Source organism: Pseudomonas sp. 57B-090624, from assembly GCF_003234055.1.
Classification (GTDB): Bacteria; Pseudomonadota; Gammaproteobacteria; order Pseudomonadales; family Pseudomonadaceae; genus Metapseudomonas; species Metapseudomonas tohonis.
Map to the genome: position 1 here is coordinate 72,227 of NZ_QKRU01000019.1, position 19,402 is coordinate 91,628.

Annotated in this window: 22 protein-coding genes; 10 read left to right on the top strand and 12 right to left on the bottom strand. The window is 69.4% G+C overall.

The window, feature by feature from the left end:
- Window positions 1–11: 11 nt before the first annotated feature.
- From DMX10_RS11905 to DMX10_RS11935, 7 genes are all read left to right on the top strand, one after another.
- Entirely contained in the window at window positions 12–2,168 is a 2,157-nt protein-coding gene (locus DMX10_RS11905) for a type I secretion system permease/ATPase (RefSeq protein WP_111261259.1), read from the top strand.
- Window positions 2,158–3,519, top strand: coding sequence for an HlyD family type I secretion periplasmic adaptor subunit (locus DMX10_RS11910; protein ID WP_111261260.1), 1,362 nt, complete (start codon window positions 2,158–2,160; stop codon window positions 3,517–3,519). Before DMX10_RS11905 ends, DMX10_RS11910 begins: the two co-directional genes overlap by 11 nt.
- 130 nt (window positions 3,520–3,649) lie before the next feature.
- Entirely contained in the window at window positions 3,650–4,087 is a 438-nt protein-coding gene (locus DMX10_RS11915; RefSeq protein WP_111261261.1) for a nucleoside deaminase, read from the top strand.
- A 66-nt stretch (window positions 4,088–4,153) separates the two neighbouring features.
- Window positions 4,154–4,693: a hypothetical protein gene (locus tag DMX10_RS11920; RefSeq protein WP_146603007.1), complete on the top strand. Its 540-nt coding sequence runs from the start codon at window positions 4,154–4,156 to the stop codon at window positions 4,691–4,693.
- A gap of 32 nt (window positions 4,694–4,725) precedes the next feature.
- Window positions 4,726–5,073 (top strand): hypothetical protein, encoded by a 348-nt coding sequence (locus DMX10_RS11925; RefSeq protein WP_111261263.1) that lies wholly within the window; start codon window positions 4,726–4,728, stop codon window positions 5,071–5,073.
- A gap of 3 nt (window positions 5,074–5,076) precedes the next feature.
- Entirely contained in the window at window positions 5,077–5,313 is a 237-nt protein-coding gene (locus tag DMX10_RS11930; protein WP_021221978.1) for a hypothetical protein, read from the top strand.
- Between the two features lie 409 nt (window positions 5,314–5,722).
- Window positions 5,723–6,211 carry a GFA family protein gene (locus tag DMX10_RS11935; protein ID WP_111261264.1) on the top strand — a complete coding sequence of 163 codons (489 nt, stop codon included), beginning with the start codon at window positions 5,723–5,725 and terminating at the stop codon, window positions 6,209–6,211.
- On the opposite strand, the gene DMX10_RS11940 is transcribed toward DMX10_RS11935, so the two are convergent.
- The gene (locus DMX10_RS11940; protein ID WP_111261265.1) at window positions 6,212–7,717 is read right to left on the bottom strand and encodes an MFS transporter; all 1,506 of its coding nucleotides are present in this window, start codon (window positions 7,715–7,717) and stop codon (window positions 6,212–6,214) included.
- A gap of 128 nt (window positions 7,718–7,845) precedes the next feature.
- Complete coding sequence (locus DMX10_RS11945) at window positions 7,846–8,664, bottom strand: PH domain-containing protein (RefSeq protein ID WP_158545596.1); 819 nt, start codon at window positions 8,662–8,664, stop codon at window positions 7,846–7,848.
- 295 nt (window positions 8,665–8,959) lie between these two features.
- Between DMX10_RS11945 and DMX10_RS11950 the strand changes: the two genes are divergently transcribed.
- Complete coding sequence (locus DMX10_RS11950) at window positions 8,960–9,832, top strand: RNA ligase family protein (protein WP_111261267.1); 873 nt, start codon at window positions 8,960–8,962, stop codon at window positions 9,830–9,832.
- Entirely contained in the window at window positions 9,829–10,968 is a 1,140-nt protein-coding gene (locus tag DMX10_RS11955) for an AAA family ATPase (RefSeq protein WP_111261268.1), read from the top strand. The genes DMX10_RS11950 and DMX10_RS11955 overlap by 4 nt, the downstream gene beginning before the upstream one ends.
- Before the next feature lie 12 nt (window positions 10,969–10,980).
- Here DMX10_RS11955 and DMX10_RS11960 read toward each other — a convergent pair whose 3' ends face one another.
- Together DMX10_RS11960 and DMX10_RS11965 are read right to left on the bottom strand one after the other, a co-directional pair.
- The gene (locus DMX10_RS11960; protein ID WP_111261269.1) at window positions 10,981–11,424 is read right to left on the bottom strand and encodes an SRPBCC domain-containing protein; all 444 of its coding nucleotides are present in this window, start codon (window positions 11,422–11,424) and stop codon (window positions 10,981–10,983) included.
- A gap of 40 nt (window positions 11,425–11,464) precedes the next feature.
- Window positions 11,465–12,037 (bottom strand): TetR/AcrR family transcriptional regulator, encoded by a 573-nt coding sequence (locus tag DMX10_RS11965; protein ID WP_111261270.1) that lies wholly within the window; start codon window positions 12,035–12,037, stop codon window positions 11,465–11,467.
- Between the two features lie 118 nt (window positions 12,038–12,155).
- On the opposite strand from DMX10_RS11965, the gene DMX10_RS11970 reads away from it, so the two are divergent.
- Window positions 12,156–13,595, top strand: coding sequence for an amidase (locus DMX10_RS11970; protein ID WP_111261271.1), 1,440 nt, complete (start codon window positions 12,156–12,158; stop codon window positions 13,593–13,595).
- 9 nt (window positions 13,596–13,604) lie between these two features.
- Here DMX10_RS11970 and gspM read toward each other — a convergent pair whose 3' ends face one another.
- From gspM to gspF, 8 genes are all read right to left on the bottom strand, one after another.
- A complete protein-coding gene (gene gspM / locus DMX10_RS11975; protein WP_111261272.1) occupies window positions 13,605–14,069 on the bottom strand; it encodes a type II secretion system protein GspM in 465 nt (154 codons plus the stop codon).
- A 29-nt stretch (window positions 14,070–14,098) separates the two neighbouring features.
- On the bottom strand, window positions 14,099–15,172 hold the full coding sequence (gene gspL, locus DMX10_RS11980; protein WP_111261273.1) for a type II secretion system protein GspL: 1,074 nt from the start codon (window positions 15,170–15,172) through the stop codon (window positions 14,099–14,101).
- Window positions 15,173–15,184: 12 nt separating this feature from the next.
- Window positions 15,185–16,048, bottom strand: coding sequence for a type II secretion system minor pseudopilin GspK (gene gspK / locus DMX10_RS11985; protein WP_111261274.1), 864 nt, complete (start codon window positions 16,046–16,048; stop codon window positions 15,185–15,187).
- Window positions 16,041–16,625 carry a type II secretion system minor pseudopilin GspJ gene (gspJ, locus tag DMX10_RS11990; RefSeq protein WP_111261275.1) on the bottom strand — a complete coding sequence of 195 codons (585 nt, stop codon included), beginning with the start codon at window positions 16,623–16,625 and terminating at the stop codon, window positions 16,041–16,043. The genes gspK and gspJ overlap by 8 nt, the downstream gene beginning before the upstream one ends.
- Window positions 16,622–16,990: a type II secretion system minor pseudopilin GspI gene (gene gspI / locus DMX10_RS11995; RefSeq protein WP_111261276.1), complete on the bottom strand. Its 369-nt coding sequence runs from the start codon at window positions 16,988–16,990 to the stop codon at window positions 16,622–16,624. The genes gspJ and gspI overlap by 4 nt, the downstream gene beginning before the upstream one ends.
- Window positions 16,977–17,447, bottom strand: a complete 471-nt coding sequence (gene gspH / locus DMX10_RS12000) for a type II secretion system minor pseudopilin GspH (RefSeq protein WP_111261277.1) — start codon at window positions 17,445–17,447, stop codon at window positions 16,977–16,979. Before gspH ends, gspI begins: the two co-directional genes overlap by 14 nt.
- Window positions 17,448–17,744: 297 nt before the next feature.
- Window positions 17,745–18,176 carry a type II secretion system major pseudopilin GspG gene (gene gspG, locus DMX10_RS12005; protein ID WP_111261278.1) on the bottom strand — a complete coding sequence of 144 codons (432 nt, stop codon included), beginning with the start codon at window positions 18,174–18,176 and terminating at the stop codon, window positions 17,745–17,747.
- A 15-nt stretch (window positions 18,177–18,191) separates the two neighbouring features.
- Window positions 18,192–19,400 (bottom strand): type II secretion system inner membrane protein GspF, encoded by a 1,209-nt coding sequence (gene gspF, locus DMX10_RS12010; RefSeq protein WP_111261279.1) that lies wholly within the window; start codon window positions 19,398–19,400, stop codon window positions 18,192–18,194.
- Window positions 19,401–19,402 lie beyond the last annotated feature (2 nt).

Genomic DNA, 19,402 nt, shown 5'->3' on the forward strand with positions numbered 1-19,402 from the left:
AGTGTCCAAGCGTGGATCCAGAAGTCAGCCGAGCCCCCTTCAACAACGATCCACGCGGTCAGCTAGATGATCCACTCCTGGACAGCCTGCTTTCCCTCTGCCTGCAACACCAGCGACCGGCCAGCCGGGCCATGCTCACCGCCGGCCTGCCGCTGCCCGGTCAACGCCTGACCCCCGAGCTGCTGCCCCGTGCGGCGGCCCGGGCGGGCCTGCAGGGGCGCCTGCTGCAACGCAAGCTGGAGCAGATCCCGGCGATCGCGCTGCCGGCGCTGCTGCTGCTCAAGGAAGGGCGCTGCGCCCTGTTGCTGGCCTGGGAGGAGAACGGCGACGCGCGCCTGCTGCTCAGCGAAAGCGATGGCGGCGAAGTGCGGGTCAAGCGCGAGCTGCTGGCCCAGGACTATGCCGGCCAGTCCTTCTTCGCCCAGCCGCAGCACAAGTTCGACATCAACCACGGCAGCCTGATACCCCGGGCGCGCCACTGGTTCCGCGACACCCTCAAGCGTTCGCGCTGGCTCTATATAGATGCCGTGGCCGCCAGCCTGCTGATCAACCTGATCGGCCTCGGTGCGCCGTTGTTCGTGATGAACGTCTACGACCGCGTGGTGCCCAACCAGGCCGCCGCCACCCTCTGGGTGCTGGCCATCGGCATCTCCGGCGCCTACCTGTTCGACCTGCTGCTCAAGACCGTGCGCGGGCTGTGTCTCGATCTCGCCGGCAAGAAGACCGACATGATCATCTCGGCCACCCTGTTCGAGCGCATCGTCGGCATGGCCATGAAGCACCGCCCCGCGCGGGTCGGCAGCTTTGCCCAGAACATCCACGAGTTCCAGTCGCTGCGGGACTTCCTCGCCTCGCTGACCATGACCAGCGTGATCGACCTGCCGTTCACCCTGCTGATCCTCCTGGTGATCGGCATCCTCGGCGGCCACCTGGTGTGGATCCCCGTGGTCGCCTTCGCCCTCGCGCTGACCATCGGCTGGCTGCTGCAGAAGCCCCTGGTGGAGACCATGGACCGCACCATGGCGCTCTCCGCCGAGCGCCAGTCCAGCCTGATCGAGACCCTGGCCGGCCTCGACGCGGTCAAGGTCAACAACGCCGAGAGCGAGCGCCAGTACCTCTGGGAGCAGACCATCGGCACCCTCGGCCGCCTCGAACTGCGGGTGAAGATGCTGTCCAGCCTGTCGCTCAACATCACCCTGCTGATCCAGCAGCTGGCCGGCGTGGTGATGATCGTCGCCGGCGTCTACCTGATCATCGCCGGCGACCTCAGCATGGGCGGGCTCATCGCCTGCTACATGCTCAACGGCCGCGCCCTCGGCCCGATGACCCAGCTTTCCGGGTTGATCACGCGCTACCAGCAGGCACGCCTGACCATGCTCTCGGTCAACCACATGATGGAACTGCCGCAGGAGCGCCACGAGGACGAGCGCCCGCTGACGCGCCAGACCCTGCAGGGCGCCATCGAGATGCGCCAGCTCGAATTCACCTACCCGAACCAGCAGGCCCCGGCGCTCAGCAACATCAACCTGATCGTCCGCCCCGGCGAGAAGATCGGCATCGTCGGCCGCAGCGGCTCGGGCAAGAGCTCCCTGGCCAAGCTCATCGTCGGCCTCTACCAGCCCGACTCCGGCAGCCTGCTGATCGACGGTGTCGACGTGCGCCAGCTCGACGTCAGCGACCTGCGCCACAACATCGGCTACGTGCCCCAGGACATCCAGCTGCTGGCCGGCACCCTGCGCGACAACCTGGTGTCCGGCGCCCGCTACGTCGAGGACGAACTGGTGCTGCAGGCGGCCGAGCTGTCCGGCGTCCACGAATTCGTGCGCCTGCACCCGCAGGGCTACGAGCTGCAGGTCGGCGAGCGCGGGCAGAACCTGTCCGGCGGCCAGCGGCAGAACGTCGCCCTGGCCCGTGCGCTGCTGCTCGACCCGCCCATCCTGTTGCTGGACGAGCCCACCAGCTCCATGGACAACACCGGCGAGGAACGCCTCAAGCAGCGCCTCAACGCGGTGATCGCCAACAAGACCGTGCTGCTGGTCACCCACCGTGCCTCCATGCTGTCGCTGGTGGACCGCCTGCTGATCGTCGACAAGGGACAGATCATCGCCGACGGCCCGAAGGACGCCGTGATGGAAGCGCTGAAGAAGGGGCAGATCAGTGTCGCGTAAGTCTCCGCTCCACTCGCTGCTGGATTATTTCAAGGGGCGCGAAGACCTGTCCGGCCAGCCCCTGCCGGAAGTCAGCAAGGCGCTGGTCGAAGACGCTCCCCGCGTGGTGCGCCTGACCATCTGGACGCTGATCGGCTTCACCCTGTTCCTCGGCTTCTGGGCCCACTTCGCCGAGATCGACGAAGTCACCCGGGGCGAGGGCAAGGCCATTCCCTCGTCCAAGCTGCAGAAGATCTCCAACCTCGAAGGCGGCATCGTCTCCGAGATGTTCGTCCACGAAGGCCAGGTGGTCGAAGTGGGTGACCCGCTGTTGCGCCTGGACGCCACACGCTTCCAGTCCAACGTCGGCGAGACCGATGCCGACCGCGTCGCCATGGCCCTGCGCGTCGAGCGCCTGAGCGCCGAAGTGGAAGGCCGCGAGCTGGCCATCGACGACACCCTGCGCGCCAGGGCCCCCGGCCAGGCGCAGAGCGAGGAAGCGTTGTTCCGCAGCCGCCAGCAACAGCTGCGCGACGAGGTCGCCGGCCTCGAGGAACAGCTGGTGCAGAAGCAGCAGGAACTGCGCGAGTTCGCCTCCAAGCAGGGCCAGTACCGCAACAGCCTGGAGCTGCTGCGCCAGGAGATCGCCATCTCCGAACCCCTGGTGGCCGACGGCGCGATCTCCAAGGTCGAGGTGCTGCGCCTGCGACGCGCCGAGGTGGAGAACCGTGGCCAGCTCGAAGCCACCAACCTGGCCATTCCCCGCGCCGAATCGGCGATCAAGGAAGTGGAGCAGAAGATCGCCGAGACCCGCTCGCGCTTCCGCAGCGAGGCGCTCACCCAGCTCAACGAGGCACGCACCGACCTGAGCAAGGCCGAGGCCACCGGCAAGGCACTGGAGGACCGGGTCAACCGCACCCTGGTCACCTCCCCGGTGCGCGGCATCGTCAAGCAGCTGCTGGTCAACACCATCGGCGGGGTGATCCAGCCGGGCAGCGACCTGGTGGAAATCGTGCCGCTGGACGACACCCTGCTGGTGGAGGCGCGCATCCGGCCCCAGGACATCGCCTTCCTCCATCCGGGGCAGAAGGCCATGGTGAAGTTCACCGCCTACGACTACACCATCTATGGCGGCCTGCAGGCCGACCTGGAGCAGATCGGCGCGGACACCATCACCGACGAGGACGGCAACAGCTTCTACCTGATCAAGCTGCGCACCCGCAAAAGCCACCTGGGCAGCGACGAGAAACCATTGCTGATCATCCCCGGCATGGTCGCCTCCGTGGACATCATGACCGGCAAGAAGAGCATCCTCAGCTACCTGCTCAAGCCCATCATCCGCGCCCGCGCCGAGGCCCTGCGCGAGCGTTGACGGCCCCGCGCCGTGCCGGTTCCGGCACGGCGTTCATCGATTCGTCACATCGCCTTCACGCGCCAGTGGACAGCCCGCCGGCCATCTCGTAGCGTTCGCTCCATCGCCGCAACGCGCAAGGAGCATCACCATGGACGCATTCATGCAGGCCGCCATCGACGAAGCCCGCCAGGGCCTGGCCGAGGGCGGCATCCCCATCGGCTCGGTCATCGTCCACAAGGGGCGGATCATCGGTCGCGGCCACAACCGCCGGGTCCAGGAAGGCAGCGCCATCCGCCACGGCGAGATGGACGCCTTCGAGAACGCCGGCCGCCAACCCGCCAGCGTCTACCGCGAGTCGGTGCTCTACACCACGCTGTCGCCGTGCTGCATGTGCAGCGGCGCGATCCTCCTCTACGGCATCCCGCGCATCATCGTCGGCGAGAACCGCACCTTCCTCGGCGAGGAAGAACTGCTGCGCTCCCGCGGCGTCGAGGTCGAGGTGCTGCAGGACACCACCTGCATCGCCCTGATGGAAGACTTCATCGAGGCCCGCCCGGAACTCTGGAACGAAGACATCGGCGAATAGCCCCGCCCGGTACAAGGACGTACGCATGCCACCCACCCCCCTCCCGGCCAGCCACCGGTGCCGGCCATGATCGCTTCGCGATGCTCCGTCCTCGTTGCGTTGCGCACGGCCTGCTACCTGATGTTCGGTGTGCTGGCCGCGCTGCCGCTGGCGCTGCTCGCCCTGCTGTTGCCCTGGGACAGTCATCTTCTCTCGGCGTTTCTGCTGCTGGGCGCCTGGGCGGGCACGGCCGGCCTGGTGCGAGCGCTGGTGATCGAACCGGCCCGGGCCTCGTTGCCGGGCAACCTGATCACATGCGTGCTGCTGCTGATCGGCATACGCACCCTGCTGGTCGGGCTGCTCTTCGATCCGGGCCGGGAAAGCCTGCGCCAGGGCGGCCTGGACCCGGACTTCGACCTGCGCATGCTGGGCCTGCTGGCGATGGTCTACGGGCCGATCCTGGTCGCCCTGCACTACCTGGCGCGTGTGGCCTGGACCTTCTACCGCGACGCCGATTGCCAGGGCCTGCGCCTGCTCGCCGGCCTGGCGTTGGTCATATTGCTGGTCCCGCAGCTGGTCAAGCTCGCCTGGCCCATGCTGCTTCCGGTGTTCATGCAGATCACCTAGCCCGCCCTCGTTTCCCCGCCCAAGGATCGACCATGAAACCCGCATCGCTCGCCCTGGCCCTCGCCACGCTGCTGCTCGCCACCCGCGCTGGCGCGGCCGACTACAGGCTCGACGACCTCTACGGCCCCTGGTGCCTCAAGGGCATGTCCCCGACCCGGGACGGCGAGCGCGAACCCGACAACTCCACCTACGACTTCACCCGCGCAGGCACCCTCGACTACAGCATGGGCGGCTTCACCCAAAGCGGCGGCTACCGCGTCGAAGGCGACACCATCAGCACCGAAGGCATGGGCGACTACAAAATCGTCTCCATCGGCAAGCAGGAGATGGTGCTGCACTACATGGGCTACTTCTTCTTCCAGCGCGGGGCGTGCGAGTAGGGGATGGACGAGATCTTTGGCGGGGTGTTGCGGGTTATCGGCTGGCTTCTCCGTGCAGTGCTCGAGGTGCTGGTGGAGGGGGTGCTGTTCTGGATTGGTTGGCCCTTCGTGAAAGCCTTCACCCTCGGCCGCTACCCACGGGGGCGCTTCCTGGATGACATGCCCGAATCCGCCTGGGTCTCTGCCGTCGGGCTGCTGGTCTGCGTACTCGTCGTGTTGCTGGCAATCTGGCTGTTGTAGGTCGGGTGCAACCCGACACCCCGGCACACGCGGGTTTCACCCGCCCTACGATGCGGTGCCTGGGACGTTCTTTTCATCCACCAATCGGTGTTGCCGGGAGGCACGCAAGGTGGACCGGTGAGGCGTGGTCCACCCTACACATGTTCCCAATCCCGGGCCACGGCGCCAACCGGTGCGTAGGGTGGATGGCGCTCTTTTCATCCACCAATGGCGGCTCGTCCGGGCGATGAGGCTGGGCCTCGCTGCGCTCCACCCATTTCGCGAATGAATTCGCTTTTACGGTCGGAGAGGGTGCCTGGACGCACGCGGGTTTCATCCGCCCTACGGCTAACCCGACGAACGACCCCGTGCAAACCCGGCGATCCTCCTGTCCAGATGCCCTGCAATCCATTCGACCCGGGAGGTCGTCATGCACCTGGAAGGTTCCTGCCACTGCCAAGCCGTGGCCTTCAGCCTGGACAGCGCCCATCCCTATCCCTACCAGCGCTGCTACTGCTCCATCTGCCGCAAGACCCAGGGCGGGGGCGGTTATGCCATCAACCTGTCCGCTGACGCGAAGAGCCTCAAGGTCACCGGGCGCAAGCACATCGGCGTCTACCACGCGCGGCTCAAGGAGGAGGGGGACAGCCGTGCCCACGCCAGCACCGCCGAGCGGCATTTCTGCTCGTTGTGCGGCAGCGGGCTGTGGCTGTTCAGCCCGGAGTGGCCGGAGCTGATCCACCCCTTCGCCTCGGCCATCGACACGCCCCTGCCGGTGCCTCCGGAGCACACCCACCTGATGCTCGGCTCGAAGGCCGACTGGGTGCAGGTGGAGGCCGGCGCCAAGGACCGGTGCTTCGACCGTTACCCCGAGGAATCCATCGCCCAGTGGCACCAGCGCCTCGGCCTGGAGCGCTGATCAGGCCATGCGCGGCTCGGCGTCCACCTGCGACAGCGGCGCCGCCACGCTTTCCAGCGGCTGGCGTTCCGCCGCCACGCCCCAGAAGGCCTGCACCAGGCCGGCGCCGATCATCAGCGCGGCGCCTATCAGGTAGCCGATGAACACGTTGCTGCGCTCCGCGCTCTCGATCAGCTGGCCGAACAGCAGCGGGCCGATGATGCCGCCCAGGCCCGTGCCGAAGGCGTAGAACACGGCGATGGCCAGGGCGCGGATCTCCAGCGGGAAGGTCTCCGCCACCGTCAGGTAGGCGGAGCTTGCCGCCGCCGAGGCGAAGAAGAAGATCACCATCCAGGCGATGGTCTGCTGGGTGGCGTCGAGCATCTCCTGCTGGAACAGGTAGCCGCTGAGCGTCAGCAGCACGCCGGAAATGATGTAGGTGCCGCTGATCATCACCCGCCGCCCCACATGGTCGAACAGCCGGCCGAGCAGCAGCGGCCCGCAGAAGTTGCCGAGGGCGAAGGGCAGGATGTACCAGCCCACGTTCTCGCCGGGCACGTCGTAGAAGTCGGTCAGCACCAGGGCATAGGTGAAGAAGATGGCATTGTAGAAGAACGCCTGGCTGGTGAGCAGGCTCAGGCCGACGATGGCGCGGCGCCGGTGCACGTTGAACAGGGTGTGGAACACCTCGCTCAGCGGCGTGTGGTCGCGGCCGCGCAGGCGCATCTTCGGCAGGTGGTCGACGCTGGAGAGCTCATGGCCCTCGCGGCGGAAGCGCGCCTCGATGTCGTCGATGATCGCCAGGGCCTCCTTGGGCCGGTTGTGGATCATCAGCCAGCGCGGGCTTTCCGGCAGCCACAGGCGCATCAGCAGGATCACCAGGCCCAGCGCAGCGCCGATGCCGAAGCACAGGCGCCAGCCCATGTCGCCACCGAGGATGTCCGGGTCCAGCAGGATCACCGAACCCACCGCGCCCAGGGCCGCGCCGACCCAGAAGGTGCCGTTGATGCCCAGGTCCACCCAGCCACGGAAGCGCGCCGGGGTGAACTCCTGGATGGTCGAGTTGATGGCCGAATACTCGCCGCCGATGCCGGCGCCGGTGAGGAAGCGGAACAGCATGAAGCTCCACATGTTCCAGGCGAAGGCGGTGGCGGCGGTGGCGCTGATGTACACGGCCAGGGTGAGGAAGAACATCTTGCGCCGGCCGATGCGGTCGGTGAGCCAGCCGAAGAACAGTGCACCCAGCACAGCCCCGGCGATGTACATGCCGCCGGCCAGGCCCACCTCGGCGTTGGTCAGGTGCAGCACGGGGCTGTCCTTCAGCGCGCCGGCCACCGAGCCCGCCAGGGTCACCTCCAGCCCGTCCAGCAGCCAGGTGATGCCCAGGGCCATCACCAGCAGCGTATGGAAGCGGCCCCAGGGCAGGCGGTCCAGGCGCGCCGGCAGGTCGGTCTCGTAGCAGTGCGGGTCGTCGCCCGTGGTCGCGCGTTCCCGGGCGGCATCGGCGGGCAGGGTGGTCGAGTTCATCGCAGGCTCCCTTGATCTTGTTCTTGCAGGCCGTGGGCCTGGCCATTGATCAAGAGAGCGCGCTGTCTGGCGGGGAGTTCAGGTTGTTTGCCGACCGGCGCAGGGCGCGCCGGTGGCGGGGCGGGCGGTCACAGGCTGCTGAGGACCTTGGCTTTCGCGCTCTCGTACTCGGCGGCGGACAGCGTGCCCGCGTCGAACTGCTTCTTCGCCTCGGCCATGCCCTTGGCCAGCTTCTCGGCGCTGGCGGACGCGGTCGCCGGGTTCATCAGCTTGGCCATGCCGGCCAGGGCGCCGAAATCCCCCTTGCCCTGGAAGGAGAAGGAGTCGCCTTCATCCACGGTGCTTTCGACGGTGGTGCTGCTGGTGGTGCGCGGTGAGCCGACGGTCGTGTGGCTGACCGTGCCAGGCGTCGCACCGGAGAAGGCGGCGGAAAAGAGCGCGTCGAAGGCCGGGGTTCCCGGCATGGGGATGTTGGGCATGGGGGCGCCCGCCGTTCCGGCGGTTCCGGCAACGCCGGTGGTACCCGGCATGCTGGCAAAGCCGAACCCCGAGCGCTCTTCCATGCCGCGGACGCGGTTCTTTTCGCGCCACTCCTGTTCCTGCCGCTGGCAGTACACGTACAGGGCGCGGGCGCTCACCGGCTCCAGGCCGTCGATGCGCACCAGGGTGCCGTTGTACAGGCGCAGGCTCAGCACGGCGCCGAACAGGCCCGGCAGCAGGTTCTCGTCGATGGCGGCGTCCTGCAGGTCCTGCCAGCGGATGTCGTGCATGCGGTAGCCGCCGAACACGCGGCGGATGAATACGATCAGGCGCATGTTGGTGGCGACCACGATCTCCCGCCGGTGCTTCAGCGCCTTCAGGCGCAGCTGGTGCGAACTCTGGATGACGGTCTCGTCGGTGAGCAGCAGGGACTTGAGGGTGGTGAGGGCGGCCTCGATCCGGTCCATGGACATTTCCTGGGAAGTGGAGTGGCGGCAGATTGCCAGCTGGCGCCATGTCGGGCAAGCGCTCTGCGACGCACTTCACACGACCGTGTTGACAGCGCGTGTGCTGCGGGTTTTCAATGCGCGCCTTTCCGATCCACCCCTCCATCCAAGTGGTGAAGCCAATGCCCCGCGCCAGCCAACACGCCTGATACCGACGACGGTTCACCGAGCCCTGTTGCTGGCCGCCCCTGGGTGGCTTCCACTGATTTCCCGCTGAAACGCGTCGTCGGTTTTCCCTTTTTCACAGGAGAAGACCATGACGGATCATTCCTGCGCCCCTGCGCAAAATCTCGAGCTGTTCAAATACCCGCGGACCCCGCACCTCGAATCCTCACGCCTGCAGGTCGGTGACAGCGACGCCGACCAACTGGCCTACCGCGAGCTCGCCGGCTGCCACCTGGTGGTGGAGGAGAAGCTCGATGGCGCCAATGCCGCCATCAGTTTTTCCGCCGGTGGCGAGCTGCTGCTGCAGTCCCGTGGGCACTACCTGATCGGTGGTGGCCGCGAGCGCCAGTTCAGCCAGTTCAAGCAGTGGGCCCGGGCCCACGAGCATGTGCTGCTGGAGCGGCTGGAGGACCGCTACGTGCTGTTCGGCGAGGTGTGCAGCAAGCTGCATTCGGTGTTCTACGACCGCCTGCCGCACCTGTTCCTCGAGTTCGACATCTGGGACCGCCAGCAACGGGCCTTCCTTTCCACCCGGGCGCGGCGCGCGCTGCTGGCCGGCAGCCCGGTGCTGTCCGTGCCGCTGCTCCACGAAGGCGCACCGCCGCCCCGGCTGGCGGACCTGCTCAAGCTGGTGCGGCCGTCCCTGGCGCGCTCCGCCGGCTGGCGCGAGGCCTTTGAACACACCGTGCGGCGCGAGGGGCTGGACCTGGCCCGCGCCTGGGCCAACGGCGACAGCTCCGAGCTGATGGAAGGGCTGTACCTGAAGATCGAAAGCCCCGAACACACCCTTGGCCGGGTCAAGTGGGTACGCCCGGACTTCGTCCAGGCCATCCTCGACTCCGGCATCCACCATTCACAGCAGCCGTTCATCCCCAACTTGCTGGCACCGGGCGTCGATCTCTATGCCCCCGAGCCGGTGGTGACCTGGGCCGACCTGGCCGCTGCACAAGGACGATATTCATGAACATGGAACACCTGCGGGCCCTGGTGCCCGCCCCCGGCGGTGCAGCGGACTTCGCCGCCTGCCTGGCGCTGATCCCGGCGCTGGGCGAGCTGGCCAGCACCCCGCAAGACCCGGTCTACCACGCCGAAGGCGATGTCTGGACCCACACGCAAATGGTGGTCGAGGCGCTGCTGGGGCAGGGCGCCTACGCCACGGCGGACGACGACGAACGCTTCGTGCTGTTCCTCGCCGCCTTGCTGCACGACATCGCCAAGCCGGCGACCACGGTGATCGACGAGGTCACCGGCAAGATCGGCCAGCCCGGCCATTCCCGGCGTGGCGCCATCGACGTGCGCATCCTGCTGTGGCGCGCCGGCGTGCCCTTCGCCCTGCGCGAGCGCATCTGCCGGATCATCGCCGTGCACCAGCTGCCGTTCTTCGCCCTGGCGGGAGACAAGAGCGGGCGCTCGGCGGAGTTCATCCTGCACAAGCTGTCCTGGGAGCTGCCGGTGTGGATGCTCTGCGCCGTGGCGCGGGCCGACATGCAGGGCCGTCACTTCCACGGCAAGCAGGCGCTGCTCGACGATATCGAACTGGTCGAGCAACTGGCCGAGGAGGAGGGCTGCCTGCGCGGGCCCAGGGCCTTCGTCGACGACTACACGCGGGTGCGCTACTTCCGTGGCGCGCGGGTGCTGCCGGACTACCCCCTGCACCGCGAGGTCGAGGGCTCCGAGGTGATCGTCCTGTCCGGGCTGCCGGCCAGCGGCAAGAACTCCTGGCAGGCGAAACACAAGCCGGACCTGCCGGTGATCTCCTACGACGATGCGCGCGAGGCCCTGGGCCTGCGTCACGGGCAGAACGAGGGCGCCGCCGCGCACTTCGCCATCGACCAGGCCAAGGCCCTGCTGCGCGAGCGCCGGCCCTTCGTGTGGAACGCCACGCACCTGTCGGCGCAGATGCGCAAGAAGACCCTCGACCTGCTCTACGCCTACGACGCCCGCGTGCAGCTGGTGTACCTGGAGGCCAGCGAAGCGGAGATCCGCCGGCGCAATACCCGGCGCGACAGCAGCCTGCGCAACCAGGACATCGCGCGGATGCTGTTCAAGTGGGAGGTGCCGCTGCCCACCGAGGCCGAGGAGGTGCTCTACCCCGGCTGAGGTGGTGCCGCGTCAGGGGGTGTCGAGGGCGCGGGCCAGGTGGCCGAGGATCATGTTCCAGCCGTCGCGGGTGGCGGAGGCGTAGTGGGCCCAGGCCGGGCGCATCGCGTGTTCCAGCAGCAGTTCGCAGCCGTCGGCCAGCGGGGTGAAGGCGAGGCTGATGCGGTCGCGTGAAGGGTCGTTGCGGTCGATGCCGAAGGTGAACACCAGGCGCGTCGGCCGCTCGATCTCCAGGTACTCGCCCAGGTGCTCGGCATCCTCCTCGCCGCGTCGCTCGATGATGCAGTAGCTGCCGTCGACCCGGGCGTCGATGTCCACCACGCGCATCTCGCCATCCGCCGTGGCGAACAGGAAGCGCGAGGCGATCGCCGGGTCGAGCCAGGCGTCGAACACCTGCTCGGCGCTCTGGCGGAAGCGCCGCGTGACGCTGATGGTGGTGGGGGCCGCTTCGGTCATCGGGTGGCTCCTGGGCCTGGGGTTGCCGTGTTGGACCGCGTTATGCGCCGATCTTCTTCCTCACCATGCGCAGGAGCTTCTCGCCGACGTGCTCGATGCCCTTGTTCTGCGAGACGATCTGCGCGCCCTCCATCAGGTAGGTCAGCTCCTCGGCGACCTCCTGCGCATCGGCCAGGCCGGCCTCTTCGCAGAGCGTGGCGAGACGGCGGAACTGCGCCTGCTTGTGCGCCTCGATCAGCACACGCGCAGGGTGCTGGTCGTCGGGGATCTCGGCGATCACGTTGGTGAACGAGCAGCCTCGGTAGGAGGAGGTCGACAGGTCGTCGGCGATGAATCGGGCGAAGCCTAGCAGCTGCGCCCGGGCGTCGCCGGGGTGCGCCTGCGCCAGGCGCTCGAAGATGTCGCGGTACTGCTCGATGTGCAGGCGGATCCACTCCAGCACCAGGGCGTCCTTGGACTCGAAATGCCGGTAGACGGTCATCTTGGTGGACTCGGCCTTGGCGGCGATGGCGTCCACCGTGACGCGGGTTATCCCTTCGTTGAAAAACAGCTCCTGCGCGGCATCGATGATGCGTTCGCGAGGGGGCAGGCGCATGACGCGTTCGGGTCGCATGGCGTTCTCCGCTTGACGACGATACCGATGAGTATCATGGTATACCCATCAGTATCGTTCGATACTGAATGGTATCGATCATACCTGCTTTATCGGGCAGGTGAACCTGGAGAATTGCATGAAAGCCGCTGAATACGCTGCCCTGGATGCCCTCGGCCTGGCCGCCCTGATCGCCTCGCGCGAAGTGACGCCGGAGGCGGTGCGCGCCGTCGCGCTGAAGGCCTTCGAGGCGCTGAACCCCTCGCTCAACGCCCTGGTCGAGCACTGGGACGACGAGCCGCTGCCACCTACCGGGCCGCTGCGTGGCGTGCCGTTCCTGATCAAGGACGTGGGCGTGGCCATGGCCGGGCGCCGCAACGAGCTGGGCAGCCGCCTGGCCCAGGGCCTGGTCGCCCCGGGTGATTCGCAGCTGATGCGGCGCTTCCGTGAGGCCGGGCTGCTGACCCTGGGCCGTACCACCGTGCCGGAGCTGGCCGCCAGCACCGCCACCGAATCCCTCGCAACCGGCCCCACGCGCAACCCCTGGAACCCGCGATACGGCGCCGGCGGCTCCAGCGGCGGAGCGGCCGCGGCGGTGGCGGCCGGCCTGGTGCCGGTGGCCCACGCCACCGACGGCGGCGGCTCGATCCGCGTGCCGGCGGCGGTGACCGGCCTGTTCGGCCTCAAGCCCAGCCGTGGCCGGGTCTCCATGGGGCCGGGCCTCGACGAGGTGTGGAGCGGGCTGGCCATGCAGGGCGTGCTCAGCCGTACCGTGCGTGACAGCGCGGCGTTGCTGGACGCCATCCAGGGCCACGCACCGGGCGACCCGTACCGCATCGCCGCGCCCGAGCGCAGCTTCCTCGCGGAGGTCGCGCGCGAACCGGGACGACTGCGCATCGGCCTGCTGGTGCACCCGCTGAACGGCGCGCGCAGCGCGGCGTCCATGGTCTCGGCGGTGGAAGGCGTCGCCCGCCAGCTACAGGAGATGGGCCATGCGGTGGAAGCGGTGCAGCCGGATATCGGCCTGGACTGGGACACCTTCGTCGAGCTCAACGCGCGTTTCTGGGCCGCCAACACTGCTGACTGGATCGACGCCCTGGCGGCCCAGACCGGCCGGCCCATCGACGGCAGCACCCTGGAGCCGGCGAGCCTCGCCCTGTACGAGCTGGGGCGCGGCCTCAGCGCCATCGACCTGCTGGGCGCCATGCACTGGCGCAACACCGTGGCGCGCCACATGGGGGGCTTCTTCACCCGCTACGACCTGCTGCTGAGCCCGACCCTGGCCGAGCAGCCACCGCTCATCGGCGAGTACAACCGTGGGCAGGAGAACCTCGACGGCCGTGGCTGGATGCACCGGGTCTTCCAGCAGTCGCCTTTCACCGCCCTGGCCAATGTCAGCGGCGGCCCGTCGATGTCCATGCCCCTGGCACATGACGCCGCCAGCGGCCTGCCCATCGGCATCCAGCTCAGCGCCGATTGGGGGCAGGAGGGAATGCTGCTGCGCCTGGCCGGGCAACTGGAGCGGGCCCTGCCCTGGAGTGCCCGAACGCCGGAGCTCTGGACCGGCACGCTGGACTGAGCGCCCGCTTCAGGCGGAAGGCCCCACCAGCAGGCGCACGCGGGCGCGGCCTTCGGGGCTGACTTCCAGCCCCAGGCTGTTCACCTCGGCACCCGCTTGCTCCAGCGCCTGCAGCCAGGTGAGCAGGTCGTCGAGGGCGCCCTCCAGGCCCAGGTCGATCCGCCCGCCGCCTTCGTGATCCATGCGCTCGATGGCCAGCCGCGACTCGCCGCTGGTACGCGTCAGCAGGCCGGGCAGGGCGTCGCTGGCCAGCGTCGGCCGGGGCGTGGCCTGTGGCAGCGTGGCCAGTCCCACCTGCTGGCCCAGCGCCCGCTGGTAGTCCTCCTCGGCCAGGCGCAGCGCTTCGCGCTGGGGCTGCAGCAGCGCGCTCCAGAGCAGCACCGGGCCGAGGAACAGGACGAGCAGGAGCAGCGCGCGGCGCTCGCGGGCGGGCAGCTGGCGCCAGCGTGATTGCAGGGCGAGGAAGGGGTTCATGGCGGGGCTCCTGTCATGGCGGGCCGGTTTCATCGGGTGATCCGCAGGCGGGTGCTGACGCCTTCGCCGCTGCGCGTGCTGGAGTCGGCCTGGACGTTCAGTCCCTGGGCGAGCAGCCCTTCGCGCAGGCGTTCGATATCGGCGAAGGAGCCGGCCTCCACCCGCAGCGTCCAGCCCTCATCGGACTGGTAGTCGAGCTGGCGCACCTGGGCCAGGCTGCCGCCGCTGGCGCTCCAGGTGGCAGCCAGTGCGTGCAGCTCCTGCCCCACGCCGGTGGTGGGGCGGCCGGAACCGGCCTGGCGGGCCTGCAACTGGCGGCCGAGATCGACCAGCGGCTCGCCGGGGAAACGCTGCTGCCATTCGGCCTGGTTGGCCTGGTTGAGCTGCGCGGTGTCGCGTTCCAGCCAGTGGCGGTGCAGGCGGTCCTGGAGCCCTTGCGCGACGCAGGCGACCACCAGCAGCCCCGCCGCCAGCGCCCAGCTGGGACGCTGGCCGCCCCGCTTGGCGAACTCGCCCTGGCGCAGGTCGATGGCCCGGCGCGAACCGTCCGCCAGCAGCGGCCAGGGCGCCTGCTCCAGGCGCCGCAGACCGTCGGGCAGCAGCGCGGCGAGTTCCCGCAGCCTGGCCTCCTGCAGCGCACCGAACAGGGTGGGGTCGCCGCCGAGCAGCCAGCGACCGGCGCAGGGCAGGGCGCAGGGCTCGTCCGGCGGCAGGCAGTCGGCGTCGACATGGATGCGTGCCGGCACCAGCCCGGCCTCGGCCAGGCGGGCCAGCAGCTCGCGCAGCCATTGCCGGTCGACGGCTATCACCCGGCACTGGCGGTCGACCAAGGCGCCGCGTGCCAGGTGCAGGGCGGCGAGATCCTCCAGCAGGACCTCTTCCAGCGCGGAGTCGAGCGCCTGGCGCAGCCAGCGGCCACTGCGTGCCGGCACCTGCACCCGATGCAGGCTGGCCGCCTCGGCCGGCAGCAGCAGGGTCAGGCGCCGGCCGGCGAGACCCGCAGCGGCCTGGTGCAGGTCGCCCTGTTCGGGCTCGCCGTTCTCCAGCCACCAGGTGGCCGTGTCGGGGTCAGCGGGGGAAGCGAGGTGGAGCCAGGCGTGCACGGGTTCGATCCTTCAAAGTTGGGTGGGGGCCAGCAGCTGCCGGCGCAGCACGGCGAGGGTGCCGTCCGCCTCCAGGCGCAGGTCACTGGCCAGGTACAGGCGTCGTTCGCCCAGTTCGGCGGCGAGGTGCACGCGGAAGTGGCGGCTGTCCACGCCCAGGCCACGGCTGTTCAACTCGCGGCCCTGCAGCAGCGGCAGCTCGACGAAGGCCTGCACGCTCGCGTAGCCCTGGGCGGGCCGGCCCTGCACCAGGGTGCGGGCGATGCCCGGGTCGAGGCCTTCGAGGGCGGCCAGTTGCTCGGCGCTGGCGGTGTTGAGGTTGAGGACGCTGCCGCCCAGGGTGGCGACGAAGGGGTGCAGGCGTTGCAGGTCGGCGCCGCCCAGGGGCTCCAGGCGCAGCAGTTCGCTGCTGTCGGCCAGGGGCTGGGGCTTGCCGTCGTGGCCCGGGCGCGAGGGCAGCCGCGCCGGGTCGTGGGGCGGCAGGTCGAGCAGGTTCAGCAGGCGCTGGTAGCGGGCGCGGGCCGGGCCGTTGTTGCTGCGCAGGGTGTCGAGGTCGAAGCGCCCGGCGAGGTCTTCCACGCGGATGCGCACGAGCCCGCCGTCGAGTTCGAGCGCCTGGTCGCGGGCCCAGCCCTGGCCCAGGTGCACGCGCAGCGGCTCCTCGCGCTTGCCGAGCTCGTCGTGCAGGTGCTGGCGTGCCAGGGCCTCGCCGCTCAGGGCCAGTTGCCAGAGCTGCTGCTGATGCAGCTGGTTGGCGCTGCTGGCCAGGCTCAGGCGTTGGCGGGCGAGCATGTCGCTGATGATCAGGGTCACCAGGGCGGTGATCAGCAGCACGCTGATCAGCGCCACGCCCTGTTGCCGGGCGTGCTCACTCATGCCGTTGCCCCGGGCTGCCGGGCAGCGGGATGACCCTTCGGATGTCCGGGAAGCCGGGGGCGTCCAGCTCGATCTCCAGCGCACGCGGCAGGGCCAGGGCCCCGTCGGCGGCAGGCCAGGCGTCCCGCGCCTGGCCACTGGCGTCGATGTAGCGCAGGCGGGTCAGGGTGACGCCGTCCAGCAGGCGCTGGCTGCGCACGGTGCTGCCGTCCAGATCCTGGTATTCGCGCAGCCAGCGACCCTGGTCCCAGCGGTGGGCGGCTTGCAGCACCTCGCTGCGGCGCTCCTGCAACGGGTTGGCCCAGCCGCCGCGCACCAGGCGCAGCTCCTGGCCATGGCCGATCAGCGCCTGGCGCCGGCTGGGGTCGTCGGCGAGCGGGTGCGGCATGGCCTGCCACAGGTCGCGTTGCAGCACATCCAGCGCCCGTTGCAGCTGGCGCAGTTCACGCTCGTGCTGCTGGATGCGCCGCTCGCTGTGCAGCACGCGTTCCAGCAACTGGTAGCTGGCCAGGCCGAGCAGGCTGAACAGGGCCATGGCGATGAGCACTTCGAGCAGGGTGAAGCCGCGCTGCGTCATGGCGTCGCCTCGATCAGGCCGCTGAGGCGGGCGCGGACCCTGGGCGGCGTACCCGGCTCGGCCACTTCCAGGGTGACCCGGCGCAGCCCGGCGCGGGTGGCCTGGCCGACCTCGCTGAACAGCAGCCACTGGCGCCCGGCGAAGGCGATGCGTTCCTGGCGCAGGCCGGGTTCGGGCGCGCGCATGCCGGCGCGCAGTTCGTTGAGGCGGTTGTCCGCCAGCCACTGGGCCAGGCTGCGCTCGGTGAGCCCGGCGCTGTTGCCGGCGATATGCCCGGCGGCGCTGTATAGGGCTACGGACAGGGTGGCGAAGATGGCCAGGGCCACCATCACCTCCAGCAGGGTGAAGCCGTCAGTGCGCCTCAATGCGCACCTCCTCCAGGCCGTCGCTGGCCAGCGTCAGCTGCGGCTTGCCGCGCAGCTCCAGGTGCAGGGTGAAGGGGGAGATCTCGTCGCTGGAGAGCACCAGCAACTGCGGGCCGCCGGCCGTGGCCACCGGGGCGTGCTCGTCACGCTGCAGCTGCAGGCGCAGTGACGGCGCCAGTCGCTGCGGGCGGTAGCCGGGCGCGGGCCGCCAGCGGCCGTCGGCCTCCAGGCGTTGCACGCTGTAGCCATCGGCCTCGATGCGCAGGCCGAACTGGCTCTGGCCGAGCACCGCGTCCTCGCGCAGCAGGGCGATCAGCGCACCCAGCCGCTCGGCTTCGCGCCGCGCCTCCTGGCCGCCGTTGTCGCCCTGGGCCAGGCCGGCGAGCCCCGCCACCAGCCCCACCAAAAGGATGACCACGAGGATCTCCAGCAGGGTGAAGCCCCGCGCGCGGTTCATGGGTGGGCTCCATCGCGAATGAATTCGCTCCCACAGGGCCGCGAGGGAGTCACCCCTATTCGTAGGATGGGTAGAGCGGAGCGAAACCCATGCGGCCGAGGTGATGGGTTTCCCGGCCCCATACGAAGCGGCGAATGCCCGGTGCGATGTGCTGGCGATGGCGTTGCCTTGGCTCCCTCGGTGCGGCAGCCCGCTTCGTAGGATGGGTAGAGCGGAGCGAAACCCATGCTGCCGAGGTGATGGGTTTCGCGGGGCTCTACCCATCCTACGGGAAGCGTTTTCACATGCTGCGGCATCTCAGCGATCCCAGTTGCCGATGTCGGCGTTGAGGCCCTCGCCGCCGGCACGGCCGTCGGCGCCGAAGGAGAACAGGTCGTAGGCGCCGCGGCTGCCGGGGACGATGAACTGATAGGGGTTGCCCCAGGGGTCGACGGGCAGGCGCTTGAGGTAGCCGTCGGGGTTCCAGTTGCGCGCGGGCGGGCTGCCGGCGGGCCGGGTGACCAGGGCGTCGAGCCCTTGCTGGGTGCTGGGGTAGCCGTGGTTGTCGAGCTTGTAGATGTCCAGTGCCATGGCGATGGCGTTGATGTCGGCGCGGGCGGCGGTGACCTTGGCCTGGTCCGGGCGGCTCATGATCTGCGGCACCACGAGGGCGGCGAGCACGCCGAGGATGACGACCACGACCATGATCTCGATGAGGGTGAAGCCCTGTTCTCTGCGTCGGTTGTGCATGGGGGGTCCTGCCGTTCAGGCGATGAGTTGGTTGAGGCTGAGGATGGGCATGAGGATCGCCAGCACGATCACCAGGACGCTGGCGCCCATGAACACCAGCATCGCCGGCTCGAACAGGCCGACGAGCATGGCGATGCGGTTGGCGAGCTGGGTCTCCTGCTGGCGCGCGGCGCGGTCGAGCATGGCGTCCAGCTCGCCGGAGCGTTCGCCGCTGGCGATCATGTAGAGCATCATCGGCGGGAACAGCGCACTGCGTTCCAGGGCCCGGGTCAGGGCGCCACCTTCGCGCACGGCGCGGGCGACGTCTTTCAGACCGGTCCGAATCTGCCCGTTGGCCACCACCTCCGCGGCGATCTCAAGGGCATCCACCAGTGGCACCCCGCTGCGCCCGAGGATCGCCAGGGTGCTGGTGAAGCGCGTGCAGTCGCTGGCCCGCAGCAGGCGGCCGAACAGCGGCAGGCGCAGTTGCAGGCGGTGCCAGGTGAGCCGCGCGCCCGGCAGGCGCAGGGCCAGGCGCAGGCCGAAGGCGAGGGCGGCGATGACGATCAGGCCCGCCAGGCCATGGCGCTGCAGCGCCTCGCTGGTGGCGATCAGGCCACGGGTCAGGACGGGCAGTTCCTGGCCGCTGTCGATGAACACCTTGACCACGTCCGGCACCACGAAACCGAGCAGGAAGCCGACGATGCCGAAGGCCGCCAGCAGCAGGATGCTCGGGTAGAGCAGCGCCAGTTGCACCTGCTGGCGCGCGGCCTGGCGCGACTCGGTGTAGTCGGCCAGCTGCAGCAGAACCTGGCCCAGGTGCCCGGCACGCTCGCCGGCGGCGACGGTGGCGCGGTACAGCGGCGGGAAGGCGCGGGGGAAGTCGGCCATGGCGCGGGCCAGCCCGTGGCCCTCCAGCACCCGTGCGCGGATGGCCAGGACCATGGCCTGCTGGCTGCGTTTCTCCGATTGCGCGGCGACGGCGGCCAGTACCTCTTCCAGGGGCAGGGCGGCTTGCACCAGGGTCGCCAGCTGGCGGGTGAGCAGGGCCAGTGCGGTAGCGTTGAGGCCTCGGCCGGACGTCCGCGCACCCGGCTCGCGGCCGCCCTTGGCGGCGCGCAGGCGCAGGGGCACCAGCTGGCGGTCGCGCAGCAGCTGGCGGGCCTGGCGTTCGCTGTCGGCTTCCTGCACGCCGCGCTGGCGGGCGCCGCTGGCGTCCATGGCGAGGTATTCGTAGGCGGCCATGC